Source organism: Rhodococcus sp. NPDC127527 (assembly GCF_042672245.1).
GTDB lineage: Bacteria > Actinomycetota > Actinomycetes > Mycobacteriales > Mycobacteriaceae > Rhodococcus_G.
Genome location: NZ_JBHXVP010000009.1, coordinates 190,007 through 206,640 on the forward strand (window position 1 = coordinate 190,007; position 16,634 = coordinate 206,640).

The window sequence follows — 16,634 nt, forward strand, 5'->3', positions numbered from 1 at the left end:
ACGATCCCAGAATGGACCGCTCGCGCCGGACCGGCAGCGACACCGATGACCCGGCGTCGTGTCCCGTTCCCGCGCCGAAGCCTCGGGCGGAACGCGCCGCCTCGGAGCTCGCCGACCGCCTCGGCGCCATCGCCGGCGGGGACCGGGTCGCGTTCGCCGAGTTCTACGACCACACCTGTAACCGGGTGTTCGGGCTCGCCGCCCGCATCGTGCGGAACCCGGCCCTGGCCGAGGAGATCACCCAGGAGGTGTACCTGCAGGTGTGGACGTCGGCCGCACGCAAGTACGACCCCGCCCTGGCGAGTCCGATCGGATGGTTGATGACGCTCACGCACCGCCGCAGCGTGGACCGGGTCCGTGCCGAGCAGTCCGCCACCGACCGCAATCACGTGTACGGCGCGTCCCATCTCGGCCGCGACCACGACACCGTCACCGAGCAGGTCGAGCAGCGCCTCGACGAACAGCAGGTCGTCGACTGCCTCGACACCTTGACCGCGACCCAGCGCGAAGCGATCAGCCTGGCGTACTACAGCGGCCGCACGTACCGCGAGGTCGCCGAGCACCTCGACGTCGCCCTGCCGACCGTCAAGTCCCGTATCCGGGACGGACTGATCCGCCTGAAGAACTGTCTGGGGGTGAACGTCGATGTCTGAGAGCCCCACCGGCGCCGAGCGGGACCTGCTCGACCTCGCATATCCGTACGCACTCGGCGCCGTCTCGGAAACGGACCGCGCCGAGATCGCCGGCCGCCTCGGTGCCGCGGCGCCCCACACGGCCCACGCGTTCGCCCGCATCGTCGCCGACACCCACGAGATCATGGCCCTGGTCGGTGGCGGTGACGCCCTCGCGCCGCCACCGGAGCTACGCAGTCGGATCCTGGCCGCGGTCGAGGACGAGGCCGAAGCTGTCGCGACCGACGAATTGGCCCACCGCCGCCGCCGTCGGCTCACGCGCGCCCTGGCGGCGGCCGCGGCGGTCGTCGTGGTCGCAGTCGCGGCGGTGGTGGTCACCGGGCGGCTGACCGAGCACACCCCGCCCGAGCCGACGGTCGCCCAGGTCATGAGCAGCCCCGACACCCACACCGTCTCCGCGGACGTGGCCGGCGGCACCGTCACCGTCAGTGCGTCCGAGCAGGCGAACGCCGTGGTGGTGTCCATGGCGGACGTCCCGCCGCCACCGACCGGTCACGTCTACCAGATGTGGTTCGTGCCCGAGTCCGGTGCGCCGCGGTCCGGGGGGACGATGAGCGCGACGACGATGCCGCCACCCGGCGGTGAAGTGATTCCGGACCTGGATTCGGCCACCGCGGTCGCCGTCACCGTCGAACCCGGTACCGGCTCGCCCCAACCGACCGGGACCCCGGTCGTGACCATCGCGCTGGCGTGAAAGTCGATCGCGAGCGAACATGACGGTGACCAGTGTCCTCGACGACCTGCTCGACCGAACGATCGCGCCGGGATACTCCCGCCTCGGATTCGCGGTGCGGCAACGTTCCTGGCCGGTGACGGACCCGGCACCCGGCGCACTGGTCGGTGCGACCGTCCTCGTCACCGGCGCGAATTCGGGCATCGGCAAGGCCGTCGCCACCGGCGTCGCGGCGCTCGGTGCGACGGTCCTGATGACGGTTCGCGACGTCGAACGAGGTAACGCGGCCCGCCGTGACGTGCTCGCCGTCGTTCCCGGCGCGGACCTCCACGTCGAGCGGTGCGACGTGTCCAACCTGGCGGACGTGCGGGCGTTCGCCGCCGACGTGACCGGGCGCCGGCCCCGCCTGGACGTGGTGATCCACAATGCCGGGGTGCTTCCCGCACAGCGGACCGAGACGCCCGAGGGGCACGAATTGTCCCTCGCCACACACGTGCTCGGCCCGGTCCTGCTCACCGAACTGCTGCTGCCCGCACTCGCCGCTGCACCGGACCCACGGGTGGTGCTGATGTCCTCCGGCGGCATGTACACCCAGCCGCTGCCTGTGAACGACATCGAGTACCGGACCGGCCCCTACCGCGGCGTCACCGCCTACGCCCGCAGCAAGCGCATCCAGGTCGCCCTGACCCCGCTCCTCGGCCGGCGGTGGACCGATTCCGGGGTGACGGTCGCCGCGATGCATCCCGGCTGGGCCGACACCCCCGGCATCGCCCGGTCCCTCCCCGGGTTCCGCCGCCTGACCCGCCCCGTTCTCCGCACCCCGGAGCAGGCCGCCGACACCGCCGTGTGGCTCGCCGCCACCGCCCCCACACCACCATCGGGGCGGTTCTGGCACGACCGCCGCATCCGCCCCACCCACTACCTGCCCACCACTCGGTACACCGACACCGACCTCGAGCACGTCTGGGGGTACTGCGCCGCCGCGGTCGGGGCTTCATGACCGTCACACGACGGTGAGGGTGCGGGTGTGCCATCCACTGGCACTGTCCGGGACGGGTGCGGCCCGCCGGTCCGTCTGCACGATGCCGTCGCGGCCGCCGCGGCGGCCGTCCCCGCGAGCCCGAGGAACTGGCGCCGCGAGACGCCCTCGGTGTGCCGCTGCTCGGGTTCGTCGAGGGCGGCCAGGGCCACGGTCGCGGCGCTCATGCCGATGAACAGTGCGGGCTTGTCGTCGGTGCCGAAGGTGGAGGATCGCGAACTCCCTCGCCCAGGCGGGGCTCCGGTCGACGGTCGTGGACCCGACAGCGAAGAACGGTGACGCGGCAGGACCGATCGGGACCGCCACCAGTTCACCGACACCGAGAACCACGGCCGCGGCGGGCACCCCCGACAGGACGCGCCGCAAGCGTGCGCCACCGGGACACTCCCGGGCTCGATTCTCGGTGCGTCTGCGTCGCCATGTGTCCCCACGCCCTCTCCGCTCGTCGTGAACAGTTCGGTGCGGCCGCGGAATCGGATGGGTTTCGGGCGTGGCGGCACCGGAACGGGGACGTCGCTGCGAACTCGACCCATCCGCCTCGGTGCCGGCGTCGAAACCCTTGGGACACCGGGACATCAGCCGACTGCTGGGCCCGCCACCGAGAACGATGAAAGTGGGAATCACGATGAACACGCACCGCACCGCAGCCGCCGTCAGCCTCGTCGCCGTGACGGTCCTCGGGCTCTCGGCCTGTTCGTCCGACGGCGACGGCTCCACCGCGGCCGACTCGACCGCGTCCATGCAGTCCACCGGGTCGATGGCGACGTCCGCGATGACGGCCGAGCCCGCGTCGGGCCTGGTCGGGCCGGGGTGTGCCGCCTACGCCGCGGAGGTGCCCGCCGGTGCCGGGTCGGTCCAGGGGATGGCACAGGATCCCGTTGCCGTGGCCGCCTCGAACAATCCGATGCTCACCACCCTCACCAAGGCGGTGTCGGGACAGCTGAACCCGAACGTGAACCTGGTCGACACGCTCAACGGCGGACAGTTCACCGTGTTCGCCCCGGTCGACTCCGCCTTCGCGAAGGCCGACCCGGCCACGATCGACTCGCTGAAGACGGACTCGGCGACGCTGACGAAGGTCCTCACCTACCACGTCGTTCCGGGCCAGCTGACCCCCGCGGCCGTCGACGGCACCCACACCACCGCCGAAGGCGGAACCCTGACCGTCACCGGGTCCGGTGACAACCTGAAGGTCAACGACGCGGCGGTCGTGTGCGGCGGCGTGAAGACCGCGAACGCAACCGTCTACCTGATCGACTCGGTCCTGATGCCTCCCGCGCAGTGATCCGTCGACTGGAGTGGCGGTCCCTGGGGGCCGTCCACTCCGGCGGAACCCTGTGTCGTGAGGGGAGGGTCGAGACAGTCCGGAAGAGGTGATGAGGACGTGGACGCGCCGCTGCCGCCCGGGCCGCACGGCACCGACACCCGGTTGCGGGTGCTGGTCACCGGCGCCACCGGATACATCGGCGGCCGGTTGGCGCCGCGGCTCGTCGAGGCCGGGCACCGGGTGCGGGCGCTGGCCCGCCACCCCGACAAGATCAGCGACGTGCCGTGGGCCGCCACCGTGGAGGTCGTGCGTGGGGATCTGACCGATCCGGACTCGCTCGAGCGTGCCTGCCGGGACGTCGACGTCGTCTACTACCTCGTGCACTCGATGGGCGGGCGTGGGGAGTTCATCGACGCCGAACGCCGCGGCGCCGAGAACCTCGCCGCCGCGGCCGCCCGCGCGGGGGTGGGCCGCATCGTCTACCTCGGCGGCCTGCATCCGGACTCGGACCGGTTGTCGACGCACCTGCGCTCACGCCGCCAGGTGGGCGAGATCCTGATCGGCTCGGGTGTGCCCACCTGCGTACTGCAGGCCGGGGTCGTCATCGGTTCCGGTTCGGCGTCGTTCGAGATGATCCGGCACCTGACCGACCGTCTGCCGGTGATGACGACGCCGCGGTGGGTGGACAACCGCATCCAGCCGATCGCCGTGCGCGACGTGTTGCACTACCTGCTCGCGGCCGCGACCGCCCCACTGCCGTGCGGCCGCACCTACGACATCGGCGGCCCGGACGTGCTGCGCTACGGCGAGATGATGCAGATCTACGCCGACGTCGCCGGCCTGCACCGGCGGCGAATCCTGGTCCTGCCGGTGCTCACCCCGAAACTTGCCGGCCTGTGGATCGGACTGGTGACCCCGATCCCGCCCCGGCTCGGTCGCGCGCTGATCGAGTCGCTGAGCACCGACGCCGTCACCGCCGAACACGACATCGACGAGTTCATTCCGCCGCCACCGGGCGGGACCACCGGATACCGCGCCGCTGTCGCGCTCGCCCTGCGCCGCATCGCGCACGGCGACGTCGAAACCACCTGGGCGAACGCGTCACCGGTCGGTGCGCCCGCCGATCCGCTGCCGTCCGATCCCGGCTGGGCCGGTGACGTCGTCCACACCGACGATCGCGACCTCGTCTGCGACGCCCCGATCGAGCGGGTGTGGCAGGTCGTCGAGGGCATCGGCGGGGAGAACGGCTGGTACTCGTTCCCGCTGGCATGGACGGTTCGCGGCTGGCTGGACCGGTTCACCGGAGGCGTCGGACTGGCACGTGGGCGACGCAACCCCCACCGACTGCACACTGGCGACGCACTGGACTTCTGGCGGGTCGAACGGATCGAGCGACTCCACCTGCTGCGGCTTCGTGCCGAGATGCGCACGCCCGGCGGTGCCTGGCTCGAATGGCGACTCGACGCCCTCGACGCCCACACCACCCGGCTGCGGCAGCGGGCGATCTTCTTCCCGAAAGGCCTTGCCGGGCAGCTCTATTGGTATTCCCTGCTGCCGCTGCACGGCATCATCTTCACCGGCATGCTCGACAACATCGCCGGCGCCGCCAGGGCGGGCCGGTGACAGTCCACACCGCTCACACCGTGCACAGCGGCCGGATCTGCTGATAGCCCTGGGTGGTCGGCGAGGTGAGAATCAGGCACGAGTTGTAGCCGTTCTGCTCGACCACCGTGCGGATCCGGTGCCAGCCCGCCTCGTCGACGACCGGGGAGCGCGAGAGCACGAACCCCGACAGCCGCGTCGGATCACCGACCAGTGCCCACGAGTAGTCGTCGGCGACGTACGCGACGAGGTAGTTGCTCGGGCCCTCCTGCGAGTCCTGGAACGGCACGCCCGGGAACGAGACGTGCAGGGCGGCGGGACCATTGACGTTGGCATTGCCGACGATGCCGCGCCGCCGACCGTCGATGGTCGTGCACGAGTTCTCCACGCGGATGTTCCGCTCGTCGATCAGCGTGTAGGTCGCGGTCGTGTCGCGCACGCAGTCGAGGTTGAACGGCGCCGGATTCGCCGCCAACTGGTGCCAGACGCCGACGTAGCGGGCGATGTCGAGCCGAGGAACCGGGGTCAGCGGGGCCGCCTGCGCCGGCGCGGCGCACAGCACCGTCACGGCCAGTGCCGCCACGCCGAGGCCGACGATCGATCGGGTCACGAGTTCTCCTGTTCACGGTTCGGGGCCGCACACGGCCGGGACAGCTGTGCAGGGGGTTCGGGGCCGCGGCCCGCGGGGATGGGTCACGGGAACTGTTCCCCCCTGGCGGCGCCATTCACCCGCACCGTCACGGTGCACGGCGGCCATCCGCATCCGCACCCGGAGATCCCGAACTCCGCCGCTCCACCCGGTAGCCGCCCGACGACTGGCAACACCGTCGGTTAGCGGTGCATCATCGATCCCATGAAAGTCGAGGTGGTGTACTTCGACGGTTGCCCGAACTGGCACACCGCTCGTGATCGCCTGCACGAGGCCCTCACGGCAGTGGGGAGGTCCGACATCGCGGTCCGCCTGCGACAGGTCGCGACCATCGACGACGCTGAGGCCACGGCGTTCACGGGTTCACCGACGGTGCTGATCGACGGCGTCGATCCCTTTGCCGAGTCCGGTGCCGTTGTCGGGCTGTCGTGCCGTGTGTACCGGACCTCGGATGGCGCGGAAGGATCCCCGACGGTTGCTCAGCTCGTCGCGGCACTGCGCCACGCGGGCGCCAGATCCGGAGCTCCTCAGTGAGACCGGCCGCAACAGCGACGGGGGCGCGATGTCCGACGACCGGGTCATAGCCAATGCGCTGCTCGACGGGCTGCGCGGCGAGCTGTCGGCGGTCGAACAGTCGATCCGCTCGCACCGCTTGCTGGAGGCGCTCGCCGCCGGCCGAGTTCCCCAGGATCGCCTGCGGGCGTTCGCGGGTGAGCAGTATGCGATCGTCTCGAGCGACCGGCGGAGCTTCGCGTTCCTCGCGGGGCGTTTTCCCGAGCCTCCCGCCGGCGACCTGTTCCTGGACCTCGCCACCGGCGAGGGCCAGGCGCTCGCCAGGCTGCTCGACTTCGCCGCCTGGCTGGGCCTTGACGAGGCGGGGCTGCGCAGCCACGAGCCAAACCCCCAAGCGCAGGTCTACCCGGCGTTCGTCGCGTGGCTGGCGCTCAATGGTTCGCGCGCCGACGTGACGCTGGCATTGCTGGCCAACCTCGCCGCCTGGGGCGCGAACTGTGGCGGCGTGGCACGGGCGCTGCGTGAACGCTACGGCGCCGGCGAGGCCGACCTCGCGTTCTTTGCGTTCTTCGCCGAGCCGCCGCCGGGCTTGGAGGATCGGATGCTCGCGGTCCTCCAGGCGGGGTTGGACGCGGGCGACACGGCCGTCTCCGCCCGGCGCTGCGCGCGCCTGCTGCAGTCCTACGAGCTGCTTTTCTGGGACAGCGTCGCGCAGGGGATCGCCTGATGGCGACCAGAGCACGCCGGACGAGTATTCGGCGAACATCATCGACGATTGACCGACTCCAGCGAGGTCAAGTTGAAGGTCGGGCGTTCGGACCGGGGTACGTCCGGCAAGCTCGGGTTCAACCTGGCGTATGACGGTGCCGCCCGGTGCTGCGACGGACTCTGTGTCGAGGGTCACGGGAGAAGGAACTTCTTACCGAATTCCGGCGTTTCGGGCAGTTGTTCCTTGCCGAGGCCGTGAGATGGTCGTGGTCGTGGGACAGACAAGGGGAACGGTGCGGGAGTGGCACGCCGAGCTGGGATGGGGAGTGCTGGACTCCCCGGACACCCCTGGCGGATGCTGGGCGCACTACAGCAACATCGACGGGACCGGATTCCGCGCGTTGACCGTAGGTGCGACAGTCGATCTCGACTGGGAGCGGGCGGAGCAGGACGGATACTCGTTCCGGGCGACCCGGGTAAGGCAGTTGGAGACGTGACGATCGCAAAGCTGCGGGCAACGAACCTCACGGAGGTGGTCCCCGGCAAGATCGGGCCGGGGGTCAGCCGAAGGAGGTCGCCGCAATGATGAGGCACACGCTCGACTTCGGCAGTCCGCTGCCGCCCGGCTGGACCACACTGGAAGACCAGAATCGGTACTGGGATCGATTCACCGACAGGTTCGGGTTCCGGCCGGGCAGCACCGAATCGGACTGGCCGGCGATTGCCGAACCGACACCGTCGATCACGTTCGACCTCACGGCGCCGGCGGACATCGCGGGCGCCTGGTCGAGCCGCTTCGATGCGGTGAATGCAGAGGCATTGCGCTGCTTCATCACAGAGTTCGCGGAGGACCCGACGTTTGTGGTGCTGGACTGGCAGCACACGTGCTACCGACTCGATGCAGCAGTCCATGCCACAACCCGCGACACCGAGTGGCGGGTTCCCGTCTACCCCAACGGGGACTACTACATCTTCCTGCGCGACGACCTCAGCGAGGGGACGTTCGGACACCCCTGGGAACGAACCCTGTGCGTTTACGGCGAACGGCTCCTGGGATCACTTGCGCGCACCCTCGCGACCTGGCTGCCCGTCAAACGAGTCGACGGAAAACAACCAGATTCCGCGCAGCGCAACCAAACCCCGCCTTCCCGCCAGCAGTAGGAGTTCTGCATCGAGATGAATCCAACGATTCCGCTCGGATTCGATCTCGCCACAACGGGCTTCGTGACCTTTTGGGCGGTCCTGACTGTCGCTGCTCTCGTTTCCGTATCCAGGTCCCAACACGATCGTCTGGGATCGAAGTTCTGGTGGTCCGCCCTCATCATCGCGCTTCCCTGCCTGGGCGCGTCAGCGTGGTTCCTCGGTCGCCGCTGATGGCTGGTTCGGGCTCCTACCGTCGAATCCCTCCTGCCCAGCGATCGTCAAGCAGGACACCCGCCGGAGTCTGGCTCGGACCGAGATGGCGCAGTTCCGACACCTGACAGCGGCGCGGCGCTCGACTCGGGGAGGGGGTTGGGTTCGGATGAATCAGCGGAGCCTTCGCATGGGTCATCGGATCACCTCTCCGACACGGGGTGCGATGACCCGCAACAGCGGCAGGCCGATCGCCAGCGCGACCGTGACCAGGAGGCTGCTCGTCCACACGGGCCCGAGATCGCCGACATGAGAACTGAGGGTTGCTGCGGCGATAGCGGGTCCGGCGGCTGCGCCGATGTTGAGCGCCGCGGTTGCATATGACCCACCCATGGTCGGGGCGTCCTCGGCCTCACAGAGCACCCTGGCGATCAGGGTGCTGCCCACCGCGAAGGAGAGTGCATCCTGTGTAAACGCCAGGACCAGAAGCGTCACCGAGTGCGGAGCCTGGGTCACCAACGCGACCCAACCGAGCAACAACACCGGGCCGCAGACCGCGATGACGACACCGGGACGATGGTCCGAGAACCGTCCCGCGACAGTGACACCGACGAAGGAACCGGTACCGAAGACCGTCAGCCGCCATCGCAGCGAACGAGTCGTTCTCCGGCTGGACGAAGACCTTCACCGATCCCCGCCTGTGCGCGGCGATCGTCGACCGACTCACCTTCGGCGGCACCATCATCGAAACCGGCACCGACAGCTACCGCCTCGCCCACACCAAAGCATCCATGTCCGTTACGTGACCGATCACCAGCGCAGAGTGCGCGGCGACAAGCTCACCGACTGGAGACGCTGTTCGCCGCGCCCACCCTCGGCAGGCGCGCGTCGTTCTTCAGGAACCCTCGCGACGATCAGCCGATCCAGATACGCTGCGTAGGATACTGATTGCGAGGACTTGCTCTGGGCGGTCGCTGCGGCAGAATCTGCGCCGGCGCCGATCCACTGTGTGGCGCGACCAACGCCGTTGACATACCAGATCAGGCCTAGAGGAACACGAATCGATCAGGCAGCTTCGATCCGGAAGACCGCAATTCGGTCCGCCGCGGCCGCGACAGAATCGGGGTCAGACTTCTCGACCAGCCCGGAATCAACGAGCAGATTGCCGACCCGCGCCGGACTATGTGCGACATGATCCCGCAGGAGACCACTACGCTCTTCCACCGGAACCTCGACAAGGCGAACGGTGGTGGAACGCCGACCGCGTGCGAGTGTCGCGATACCGGCTGCCCGGACGTTCGCTACCCATGCTGACCGAGGGTAAGCCTGGAAGAGATATCGATCGCCGTCGATGGGCACCACGGCTACCGGAGCGGTACGCGGCGCACCGGAACGCCGTCCGGCCACGGTGAGGAGGTGCGTCGGACCAAAAGCTATGCCCAGCTTCTGTAGCCCGACGATAATCTTATTGAAGCTGTTGACACTACGACGAAACTTCTCAGGATCCTTGGCCTTAGCCATATTTCATCCCATCTGGTTCCGGGCTATCGGCCGCAGACTGCGACGGCAGCTAGCCAGCTCATCGACTTTTGCAGCGGCAATCTATTGAACACCAACCGCGATCCGGACTGCCCCACTTCAGTTGACTCGTGGGTTGAGTGGTTCAGTCGTGATCCACCCTTCGAAGTGTGGCGGGAAGAGAAGACCCGGGCCTGACGTAGGACTGCGTTCGGGGTGGTGGTGGCGGTCGGCCAAGCGCTATTCGCAACTCGACACGCCGACGCATGGTCGGGCCAGATATCTCCGACATGTGGGGCCAAGAGCTGTTGACATAGCCAGGTAGCGGTATTCGCACTCCGGATCCGGACACAGGATCGCGTCGATGATCGCGGGGGCCTTGGCCCTGTGCGAGAACGCCCGACCAATCGGTAGAAATTCGATGGTGTTGCGGTCCGTGGATCGCATTCAATCCGGGCGACCGAAGCCAGCCGAAGCCACCGCGATGAGTTTCGCCGTGATCTCCCGTCTGTATCCATGTACCCGATCAACCACACCGAGGAGAGCGCCATGACCGCCACGTACACCTTCGACGTCTTTTCCAGTCTCGACGGCTTCGGCGGTGTCAGTGGTGGCGACTGGGGCGGCTACTGGGGCAAGCAGGGCCCCGAACTGCTCGACCACCGCCTCTCCCTGTACGAGGCGGAGCAGCGGATGGTCTTCGGGGCCAACACCTATCGGGCGTTCACCGAGTTGCTGGCCTCGGGCACCGAGGAGTCGGTGCGCGACCCATGGGTCAGTCGGATGAGGAGCCTGCCGGCGACGGTGGTGTCGACCACCCTGCATGGGCCACTCGACTGGCCGGACGCGACCGTCGTGAGCGGTGACGCCGTCGACGTCGTCGCCCGGCTCAGGGCGGAGTCCGAGGTGCCGTTGCGCTCGCACGGCAGCCTGTCGATGAACCGGGCGCTGATGGCCGCGGGAATGGTCGACCGCGTCCAGGTGACGATCTTCCCTGTGATCACCGGTCAGACCGGTGACGACCCGATCTTCCAGGGCGCGGCCGACTTCGACCTCGAGCTGATCGAGAGCCGGACGCTCGACGGCAACATTCAGGAGCTCATCTACCGGCCCACCTTGCATGTCTGAGGATCGCGCGGCCGTGGTTGCGTGTCCGGCTGGACCGACAGTGCGTTCCGCTGGAGGATGGTGCGCGGTCCCGTGTCCCCGGCCGAGAGGATCGGTTGACGCCTTGCTCGGCCGCCACGTTTTCGAGCGTCCGCCGTGAGTCCGGCTGTCTCGTCGGTCAGTTCATGCGTATCCGGTCCATCCGATCATTTGAGGAGTCGCCCATGTCCCGCACACGGATCCACAATCTGAACATCTCCCTCGACGGCTACGCTGCCGGCGAGTACGTGACGTTCGACGCCCCGATCGGCGACGCCGAACGACTCTTCGAGTCGTTCGACGGACGCGTCATCGACGGCGTCGACCGGGTGGACGCCCCGGTCACCCTGGACCGCGCCCTGACCAGCCTTTGGGGCCAGGGGGTCGGCGCCGAGATCATGGGACGTCGCAAGTTCGGACCCCAAACCGGCGACTGGCCCGACGACGGGTGGCGGGGCTGGTGGGGCGACGAACCGCCGTTTCGAACACCCGTGTTCGTCATGAGCCACCACCCACACCCCAGCATCGAGTTTCCCAACGGAACGAGCTTCCATTTCGTGGACGCACCACCCCATGAGGTGCTGCGCATGGCCCAGGAAGCCGCCAACGGTCAGGACGTCCGGATCGGTGGAGGCCCCTCGATCGTGCGGCAGTTCCTGCAAGCCGACCTGATCGACTTCATGCACCTGGTGATCGTGCCCGTCACCCTCGGGCGCGGCGTGTCCCTCTGGGAGGGCACGAGCGGCGTCGAGAGCCGCTTCTCGATCGAGACCGTCACCTCCGCCAGCGGGCTCACCCATCAGCTCTGGAACAGGAGAAGCCGCGACTGAGCCCGCATTTCCGGCAAACCGTGCGGGCGGCGCGATCTCACGGCGAGCCGGGCTTCGAACAGTGGGACGGGCGGGTATAACCACATCCCATGACCGACCTGGCGCCCGTTCCCGAAAGCGGCCACGTGTTCGACACGTCGTGGCCGATGGCGACGCCGGACATGGACGATCGGTGCCAGTTGGGACTTGTCGGTATCGCTCGCTCGGTACAGGAAGCGGGTGTCCGGCACCTCGAATACGCCGGGATGATGGACGTGCACCCGCACTGGATCATGCGGCGCGCGGTCGTCGACGTGCTGCGGCCGATCGAGTGGCCGGACCGTGTCCGGGTGCGGCGCTGGTGTTCCGGCATTTCGTCCCGGTGGTGTGCGATGCGTGTGCGATTCGACGGCGACAACGGCGGGCTGGTCGAGACCGAGGGATTCTGGATCAATGTGAGCAAGCAGACGATGGGTCCGGCGCGGTTGTCCGACGAGTTCGTGTCGACGATGGCGACCACCACCGACGAACTGCGGTTGCGCTGGAAGGCGTGGCTCACCGAACACCCCACTGACGGCCCAGGCGTCGATTTCCCGTTGCGCCGCACCGACATCGACCACTTCAACCACGTCAACAACACCGCCTACTGGCACGGTGTCGTCGAGGTGCTGGCAGGCGAACCGGACCTGACGTCGGGGCCGTACCGCGCGGTGATCGAATACGCCAAACCGATCAGGTACGACGAACCGGTGCACATCGGAACACGCCGGCGCGGAGACGTCGTGGACATGTCGTTCGCGGTGCTGGGCGACGTGCGAACGTTCGCGCAGGTCCGGGCCCTCTTATCACCGCCCGAGAGGTCGTGGTCGGGGGGCCCGAGCCACGCCGGATCGGCGTTCTCCTGTCGGGAGCGCAATGTTGGTCGACAAGGCGGGGGGCGAGGGAGTGGGGCCGGCAGTGCGTTCAGGCTGTTCGTCTCGCGCAGCGAGCGCGACGGATCCACCATGGGAACATGAAGCTCACCGTTCAGACGTTCCTGACCCTCGACGGCGTGATGCAGGCCCCCGGCGGGCCTGACGAAGACCCCAGCGACGCCTTCACCCACGGCGGCTGGCAGGCCCCGTTCCCCGACCCGGCCGTCGGGGAGTTCGTCGCCGAGCTCAACGGCCACGCCAGCGCGTTCCTGTTCGGCCGCAGAACGTTCGACATCTTCCGCGGCTACTGGCCCGATCAGATCGACCCCGCGAACTCCATTGCCACGGCGATCAACTCGCTGCCCAAGTACGTCGTGTCCAACTCGCTCACCGAGGACCGTGCCACCTGGCGCGGCGAGCACCCGGACACCGCCGGCCTCGTGACGGGCGACGTCGTCGCGGCGGTGCGGGCGATCAAGGACGAACCCGGCGACGAGCTGCAGGTCTGGGGGAGCGGCACACTGCTCCGGACCCTGCTGCGGCACGAGCTCGTCGACCGCTTCCGCCTGATGACCTTCCCGTTGGTGCTCGGCTCCGGTCGCCGCTTGTTCAACGACGGCATCCTCCCCGTGACGATGCGTCCTGTCGATCTCACGGTTACCGATCTCGGCGTCGTCCTCGGCACCTACGAGCCGGCCGGGCCGGTCGCTCACGGCCAGATGTAGCTGTGGCCGATCAGGGCGCATGGACACATGTGGGCAACGCGCGGGCGCGTCAGCCGATCTGCTCGAACAGGGACACGATGATTCCCTCGGGCCCACGCACGTAGGCCATCCGCACGCTGTTCTCGTACTCGCCGATGCCGCCGATGAGCCCGTACCCGTCCGCGGTCACCGCATCGACGGCCGATTGGAGGTCTCCGACCTCGAAGGACACGTTGCGCAGGCCAAGCTCGTTGGCCATCGCCGTGGGCGATCCGGGCTCGTGGTCGGGCGTGACGAAGGTCGCGAGCTCGAGCCGGGACCCTCCACCGGGTGGCCGCAGCATCGCGATCTCACAGTGCGCGCCTGGGATGCCGCAGACGGTCTCCACGAACTCGCCCTCCACGGATCCGGTGCCCTCCACCTCGAGACCCAGTCCGACGAAGAACGCTGTCGCCGAGTCGAGGTCCGCAACGGTGATGCCGACGTGGTCGAAACGTTGTACGTGTGCCATTGGCTGCACTCTCCAATTGTTGTCTTGCCCGCGCCCTCCCGGACCGCGGGGCCGGCGCCTACGGAACGTAGACGGTCGTGATGCCCGGTGTGTACGGGGCGTCGGAAGTGACGGCGACGACGACCTGCCCGGTCCCGGTCGGCAGGACCGCCTCCGGGCGTCCGTCCGCCCCGGCCGACATCCGGGCGGAGCCGGAGGCTCCACTCGACACGTTCAGCCAGTGCACGTCGCCTGGGAGTACGCACCACCAATAGCCTTCGTTGGGGCCGGTGATCCTCACCGCCCCAGGCTGTTCACCGACCACGGCCACGCAGCGGATCGTGGGAACGTCGAGGCTGCCGTACGGGTTTCCGAACGGCGCCGGGTTGATCTGGAACGGAGCGGTGACCGCGGCGGAGGCGACGGCTGCCGGCGCCAGCACCGAACCGGCCACGACGGCGGCGCAGGCGACCGATCGGCGAACGAGTCCGATGATGGTGACCTCCAAGAACAGTCGGGGCCAGGTTCGGCCACCCTACTACTCGCCGTCGTGTTGCTCGCGCGGTCGCGCCGCCCGATGTGTGTTGAGCGCTCGAGCTGCACTGATGCCGGGGGAGGAGCGAGGACGTGGAATCCAGCGCTGGGCGGGACGTGCGGCAGTCGGACAGCTGATCCGACCGCCGCACGCACCGCCGGCGTCGATTGCGTCCGTCTCGCCTACGTGGTTGACGGCGACCCCATCGTGGCGACCATCGCGACGACTCCGGTGAGAGCGGACACCGAACCCGGAGCGGTGCTGCAAACGGTGCCGTTTCGGCTGGCGGGGTGGTGCTCGGTGGGGCGCCACGGTCTCCCAACAGAACCCGATGACGTCTGTTCCGTCAGTCGGGGTCGCGGCCGGTGGTTGGCTCGAAGGTCGAGGACGCCCGCCCAGCGGTGCGTTTCAAGCACGGGCGGCCGCGTCGCGTCCCGCGATGCGACCGAACGCCAGCGCGTCGGCAACGTGGAAGCCACCGTCCTTGGCCCAGCTGTACGTCGAGCTCATCTCACCTGCCGCGTACAGACCGACGATGACGTCGCCGCGGGTGTCGAGGACCCGCGACCGCCCGTCACGCCGTGGACCGCCGTTGCTCCAGCCGAGCAGCGGTACCACCTCGAGGACGTAGAACGGTGCACGGGAGACCGGGGCGAGTGTCTCCGGAGAGCGCCCGAGGTGGTCGTCGCGGCCCACTGCGCACGCGGCGTTGTACTGCTCGACCGTGTGCTCGAGCGTCTCCGGGTCCGCTCCGATCAGGACGGCGAGTTCGGCGATCGAGTCGGCGCGTTTGATCCAGCCCTTCGCGATCTCTTCGCTGTTGTCCAGGCTCCACCGTGTGCCGTTCATCAGGAGGTTCCAGCCGACCGGCAGGACGTCTGGAGTGGGACTCAGGGGACCCGCGGTGCGCATCTGTTCGTCGAAGACCAGGTGGAAGGGGCGGAGCGGGAACAGTTCGTACGCGCCGTTTCGCCAGACATGACCGTGCTTGGGCTCGGCGGACTCGTCCGCGAACCGTCGCCCGTCGGGTGAGACCCAGAGGTAGTTGTGCGCGTTCCACAGCGCCAGGTAGTGGCCGAATTCGTCGTCACCGCGCACGCCGGTGATCGTCATCATGTTGTCCATGTGCCACAGGTCCGCTCCGACCGCCTGCGCCATCCGGTGTCCGTCGCCGGTCAGCGCGGGCGAGCCCCACAGCACGTGGTCCTCGACCCGAAGGTAGTCGCGGACCATCCGCGTGTTTGCAGAGAACCCGCCGGTTGCCAGGACGACACCACCGCGGGCTCCGATCCTGCGCTGCCCGTCCGCATCCTCCACTTCGACGCCCACTACACCTTCGTCATCGGTGATGAGCGCGACGGCGGCTGTCCCGAAACGGATCTCGATCCCGCGCTCGGCGACTGCGCGGTGCAGGAAGTCGTGCAGTAGCCCGTTCCCCATCCGGCCCGTCACGGTGTCCATGCCGGCGTAGCAGTCGGCGCCGTCGAGCTCGAGATACTCCGGCTCCGTGTGGTATTCGGAGCTCAGCGAGACGTCCGCGCCGAGTTCCTTCAGCCATCGTGAGTTCTCGGCGGTCTCGTCCGCCCACGCGTCGACGACATCGTCGGCGACCGGGAAGGCGCCGTTGAGCGACCGCAGGAAAGTGCGTGCCCGTTCGGGACTCCGGTTGACCCACCACCCGCTGCCGGAGACACGTGTGTTGCCGCCCGCGGTCGCCTCGTCGCATTTCTCGACGACCAACACGTGAGCCCCGGCCTGGTGGGCACCGAGCGCCGCAGCCGTACCCGCCGCACCCGATCCGACGACCACCACGTCGTACTCCTCGTCGAAGCCCGAAACGCCCATATTCGCCCTCTCGTTGAAAGTGCTCAAGATCACTTGGTTCAGACGGTGTGACTCGAGTCATGCTAGGGGCTCGCGGAGCGCACGCGAGATGGGTTCCCGCCCAGCGGAAGTCGAGACCGCCCGTCGGGTTCCTGGTCTCGATGCTGACGCGGGCAACCTGTGGTGTGTGGTTCATGT

19 protein-coding genes and 3 pseudogenes are annotated in these 16,634 nt (G+C 68.5%); 15 read left to right on the forward strand and 7 right to left on the reverse strand.

Annotated elements, in window-relative coordinates; all coding sequences use genetic code 11:
• Positions 1–11 precede the first annotated feature (11 nt).
• Genes sigK through ACFVH2_RS16830 form a run of 3 tightly spaced genes read left to right on the forward strand, consistent with a single transcriptional unit; the run spans position 12 to position 2,365 of the window.
• Positions 12–653, forward strand: a complete 642-nt coding sequence (sigK, locus tag ACFVH2_RS16820; RefSeq protein WP_378427827.1) for an ECF RNA polymerase sigma factor SigK — start codon at positions 12–14, stop codon at positions 651–653.
• On the forward strand, positions 646–1,386 hold the full coding sequence (locus ACFVH2_RS16825; RefSeq protein ID WP_378427760.1) for an anti-sigma factor domain-containing protein: 741 nt from the start codon (positions 646–648) through the stop codon (positions 1,384–1,386). The genes sigK and ACFVH2_RS16825 overlap by 8 nt, the downstream gene beginning before the upstream one ends.
• Before the next feature lie 19 nt (positions 1,387–1,405).
• Positions 1,406–2,365, forward strand: a complete 960-nt coding sequence (locus ACFVH2_RS16830) for an SDR family NAD(P)-dependent oxidoreductase (RefSeq protein WP_378427762.1) — start codon at positions 1,406–1,408, stop codon at positions 2,363–2,365.
• Between the two features lie 92 nt (positions 2,366–2,457).
• Here ACFVH2_RS16830 and ACFVH2_RS16835 read toward each other — a convergent pair.
• Positions 2,458–2,770: pseudogene (locus ACFVH2_RS16835) on the reverse strand (oxidoreductase); the annotation flags it as partial.
• Positions 2,771–3,029: 259 nt separating this feature from the next.
• Between ACFVH2_RS16835 and ACFVH2_RS16840 the strand changes: the two are divergent.
• The gene (locus ACFVH2_RS16840) at positions 3,030–3,689 is read left to right on the forward strand and encodes a fasciclin domain-containing protein (protein ID WP_378427763.1); all 660 of its coding nucleotides are present in this window, start codon (positions 3,030–3,032) and stop codon (positions 3,687–3,689) included.
• Between the two features lie 99 nt (positions 3,690–3,788).
• Positions 3,789–5,294 carry an SDR family oxidoreductase gene (locus ACFVH2_RS16845; protein ID WP_378427764.1) on the forward strand — a complete coding sequence of 502 codons (1,506 nt, stop codon included), beginning with the start codon at positions 3,789–3,791 and terminating at the stop codon, positions 5,292–5,294.
• 13 nt (positions 5,295–5,307) lie between these two features.
• Here ACFVH2_RS16845 and ACFVH2_RS16850 read toward each other — a convergent pair whose 3' ends face one another.
• Positions 5,308–5,883, reverse strand: a complete 576-nt coding sequence (locus tag ACFVH2_RS16850) for a lipocalin family protein (protein WP_378427766.1) — start codon at positions 5,881–5,883, stop codon at positions 5,308–5,310.
• Positions 5,884–6,126: 243 nt separating this feature from the next.
• On the opposite strand from ACFVH2_RS16850, the gene ACFVH2_RS16855 reads away from it, so the two are divergent.
• From ACFVH2_RS16855 to ACFVH2_RS16875, 5 genes are all read left to right on the forward strand, one after another.
• Entirely contained in the window at positions 6,127–6,456 is a 330-nt protein-coding gene (locus tag ACFVH2_RS16855; protein WP_378427767.1) for a thioredoxin family protein, read from the forward strand.
• Positions 6,457–6,484: 28 nt separating this feature from the next.
• Entirely contained in the window at positions 6,485–7,162 is a 678-nt protein-coding gene (locus ACFVH2_RS16860) for a hypothetical protein (protein ID WP_378427769.1), read from the forward strand.
• 253 nt (positions 7,163–7,415) lie between these two features.
• On the forward strand, positions 7,416–7,640 hold the full coding sequence (locus ACFVH2_RS16865) for a cold-shock protein (protein WP_378427771.1): 225 nt from the start codon (positions 7,416–7,418) through the stop codon (positions 7,638–7,640).
• A gap of 85 nt (positions 7,641–7,725) precedes the next feature.
• The gene (locus tag ACFVH2_RS16870) at positions 7,726–8,304 is read left to right on the forward strand and encodes a DUF2716 domain-containing protein (RefSeq protein ID WP_378427773.1); all 579 of its coding nucleotides are present in this window, start codon (positions 7,726–7,728) and stop codon (positions 8,302–8,304) included.
• A gap of 15 nt (positions 8,305–8,319) precedes the next feature.
• A complete protein-coding gene (locus tag ACFVH2_RS16875) occupies positions 8,320–8,517 on the forward strand; it encodes a PLDc N-terminal domain-containing protein (protein ID WP_378427775.1) in 198 nt (65 codons plus the stop codon).
• Positions 8,518–8,691: 174 nt separating this feature from the next.
• Here the strand turns inward: ACFVH2_RS16875 and ACFVH2_RS16880 are convergent.
• Positions 8,692–9,135, reverse strand: a pseudogene (locus ACFVH2_RS16880) (Cmx/CmrA family chloramphenicol efflux MFS transporter); the annotation flags it as partial.
• Between ACFVH2_RS16880 and ACFVH2_RS16885 the strand changes: the two are divergent.
• Positions 9,132–9,302, forward strand: a pseudogene (locus ACFVH2_RS16885) (ATP-binding protein); the annotation flags it as partial. The pseudogenes ACFVH2_RS16880 and ACFVH2_RS16885 sit on opposite strands and share 4 nt — an antisense overlap.
• 259 nt (positions 9,303–9,561) lie before the next feature.
• On the opposite strand, the gene ACFVH2_RS16890 reads toward ACFVH2_RS16885, so the two are convergent.
• On the reverse strand, positions 9,562–10,017 hold the full coding sequence (locus ACFVH2_RS16890; RefSeq protein WP_378427777.1) for a nitroreductase family deazaflavin-dependent oxidoreductase: 456 nt from the start codon (positions 10,015–10,017) through the stop codon (positions 9,562–9,564).
• 546 nt (positions 10,018–10,563) lie between these two features.
• Between ACFVH2_RS16890 and ACFVH2_RS16895 the strand changes: the two genes are divergently transcribed.
• The 4 genes from ACFVH2_RS16895 (at position 10,564) to ACFVH2_RS16910 (ending at position 13,608) form a co-directional block, all read left to right on the forward strand.
• Positions 10,564–11,142 (forward strand): dihydrofolate reductase family protein, encoded by a 579-nt coding sequence (locus ACFVH2_RS16895; protein ID WP_378427779.1) that lies wholly within the window; start codon positions 10,564–10,566, stop codon positions 11,140–11,142.
• A 203-nt stretch (positions 11,143–11,345) separates the two neighbouring features.
• Positions 11,346–11,990, forward strand: coding sequence for a dihydrofolate reductase family protein (locus tag ACFVH2_RS16900; RefSeq protein ID WP_378427781.1), 645 nt, complete (start codon positions 11,346–11,348; stop codon positions 11,988–11,990).
• A gap of 89 nt (positions 11,991–12,079) precedes the next feature.
• Positions 12,080–12,985: an acyl-[acyl-carrier-protein] thioesterase gene (locus ACFVH2_RS16905; protein ID WP_378427783.1), complete on the forward strand. Its 906-nt coding sequence runs from the start codon at positions 12,080–12,082 to the stop codon at positions 12,983–12,985.
• Positions 12,982–13,608 carry a dihydrofolate reductase family protein gene (locus tag ACFVH2_RS16910; RefSeq protein ID WP_378427785.1) on the forward strand — a complete coding sequence of 209 codons (627 nt, stop codon included), beginning with the start codon at positions 12,982–12,984 and terminating at the stop codon, positions 13,606–13,608. Before ACFVH2_RS16905 ends, ACFVH2_RS16910 begins: the two co-directional genes overlap by 4 nt.
• 49 nt (positions 13,609–13,657) lie before the next feature.
• Here the strand turns inward: ACFVH2_RS16910 and ACFVH2_RS16915 are convergent, their stop codons facing one another.
• The 3 genes from ACFVH2_RS16915 to ACFVH2_RS16925 form a co-directional block, all read right to left on the reverse strand.
• Positions 13,658–14,098 carry a VOC family protein gene (locus ACFVH2_RS16915; RefSeq protein WP_378427787.1) on the reverse strand — a complete coding sequence of 147 codons (441 nt, stop codon included), beginning with the start codon at positions 14,096–14,098 and terminating at the stop codon, positions 13,658–13,660.
• A gap of 58 nt (positions 14,099–14,156) precedes the next feature.
• Positions 14,157–14,585 (reverse strand): hypothetical protein, encoded by a 429-nt coding sequence (locus ACFVH2_RS16920; protein WP_378427789.1) that lies wholly within the window; start codon positions 14,583–14,585, stop codon positions 14,157–14,159.
• 435 nt (positions 14,586–15,020) lie between these two features.
• The gene (locus ACFVH2_RS16925; RefSeq protein ID WP_378427790.1) at positions 15,021–16,457 is read right to left on the reverse strand and encodes an FAD-dependent oxidoreductase; all 1,437 of its coding nucleotides are present in this window, start codon (positions 16,455–16,457) and stop codon (positions 15,021–15,023) included.
• Positions 16,458–16,634: the final 177 nt, after the last annotated feature.

Bases quoted from the DNA above. Each gene is read 5' to 3' on its own strand.
- sigK (WP_378427827.1), top strand. From the start codon at position 12: ATGGACCGCTCGCGCCGGACCGGCAGCGACACCGATGACCCGGCGTCG.
- ACFVH2_RS16825 (WP_378427760.1), top strand. From the start codon at position 646: ATGTCTGAGAGCCCCACCGGCGCCGAGCGGGACCTGCTCGACCTCGCA.
- ACFVH2_RS16830 (WP_378427762.1), top strand. From the start codon at position 1,406: ATGACGGTGACCAGTGTCCTCGACGACCTGCTCGACCGAACGATCGCG.
- ACFVH2_RS16840 (WP_378427763.1), top strand. From the start codon at position 3,030: ATGAACACGCACCGCACCGCAGCCGCCGTCAGCCTCGTCGCCGTGACG.
- ACFVH2_RS16855 (WP_378427767.1), top strand. From the start codon at position 6,127: ATGAAAGTCGAGGTGGTGTACTTCGACGGTTGCCCGAACTGGCACACC.
- ACFVH2_RS16860 (WP_378427769.1), top strand. From the start codon at position 6,485: ATGTCCGACGACCGGGTCATAGCCAATGCGCTGCTCGACGGGCTGCGC.
- ACFVH2_RS16870 (WP_378427773.1), top strand. From the start codon at position 7,726: ATGATGAGGCACACGCTCGACTTCGGCAGTCCGCTGCCGCCCGGCTGG.
- ACFVH2_RS16875 (WP_378427775.1), top strand. From the start codon at position 8,320: ATGAATCCAACGATTCCGCTCGGATTCGATCTCGCCACAACGGGCTTC.
- ACFVH2_RS16890 (WP_378427777.1), bottom strand. From the start codon at position 10,017: ATGGCTAAGGCCAAGGATCCTGAGAAGTTTCGTCGTAGTGTCAACAGC.
- ACFVH2_RS16895 (WP_378427779.1), top strand. From the start codon at position 10,564: ATGACCGCCACGTACACCTTCGACGTCTTTTCCAGTCTCGACGGCTTC.
- ACFVH2_RS16900 (WP_378427781.1), top strand. From the start codon at position 11,346: ATGTCCCGCACACGGATCCACAATCTGAACATCTCCCTCGACGGCTAC.
- ACFVH2_RS16905 (WP_378427783.1), top strand. From the start codon at position 12,080: ATGACCGACCTGGCGCCCGTTCCCGAAAGCGGCCACGTGTTCGACACG.
- ACFVH2_RS16910 (WP_378427785.1), top strand. From the start codon at position 12,982: ATGAAGCTCACCGTTCAGACGTTCCTGACCCTCGACGGCGTGATGCAG.
- ACFVH2_RS16915 (WP_378427787.1), bottom strand. From the start codon at position 14,098: ATGGCACACGTACAACGTTTCGACCACGTCGGCATCACCGTTGCGGAC.
- ACFVH2_RS16925 (WP_378427790.1), bottom strand. From the start codon at position 16,457: ATGGGCGTTTCGGGCTTCGACGAGGAGTACGACGTGGTGGTCGTCGGA.